The 617-nt window shown below is 72.9% G+C and carries 1 protein-coding gene; it reads left to right on the top strand.

From position 1 onward, the window contains the following. Positions 1-131 precede the first annotated feature (131 nt). The gene (locus ABTU92_RS30390) at positions 132-614 is read left to right on the top strand and encodes a hypothetical protein (protein ID WP_408095250.1); all 483 of its coding nucleotides are present in this window, start codon (positions 132-134) and stop codon (positions 612-614) included. Positions 615-617: the final 3 nt, after the last annotated feature.

Below are 617 nucleotides of genomic sequence, written 5' to 3'. Positions count from 1 at the left end.
ACGCTTGCTCGAGCTTTCCGGCCCGGGGTCGTCACCGTTCCCGACAATTCGCTGACGGGCACCGCCAGCGCACCGTCAGGGGCCGTGCTGCATTGTCTCGCTCGACACAAGCGGCACGAAAGGACACCGACATGCCCCCGATCAGCTTCGAACACATTCGCCTGCAGCCCCGCGACGCGCATCCCGGGCGCACCGGTCGTCGCGTCCATCTGACCGACGCGCTCGTCGGCGCGCGGATGGGGCGCGTCCCGGGCGGTTACGCGATAGAGTCCGCCGCCAGCATGATCGCCTCGCTCGTTCCGGACGACCCGGACCCGGCCGGCGTCGGCGGCGGCCCCGGGTCGGCCGACGCGAGCCTGTCGAAGCTGCGGTCGCTGGCGAGGCTCGTCGACGGTATCCGGACGGACTTTCCGGCCGAGTCGGCGCGGGTGTTGGAGTGGGAGGCCGCGCGGGTCGCCGCCTCTCTGCTGGCCGCCTACGAGCGAAGCGCCTGGCTGGACACCCGGCGGGACGCGGGTCCCGGTGGACGACCGCGGATCGAGGCCCGGGGCGAGGTGGTCCGGCTCGCGAACCAGGTCATGTCGTGCGCCGCGCCCGCGTCGACGGCGGCATGATCG

Source organism: Rhodoplanes sp. SY1, from assembly GCF_046000175.1.
In the GTDB taxonomy this organism is placed as follows: Bacteria; Pseudomonadota; Alphaproteobacteria; order Rhizobiales; family Xanthobacteraceae; genus Rhodoplanes.
Note: the sequence above shows the minus strand (reverse complement) of the source record. Positions and strands in the feature narration are given on the sequence as shown.

Coding starts and splice junctions, on each gene's coding strand:
- ABTU92_RS30390 (WP_408095250.1), top strand. CDS start 132: ATGCCCCCGATCAGCTTCGAACACATTCGCCTGCAGCCCCGCGACGCG.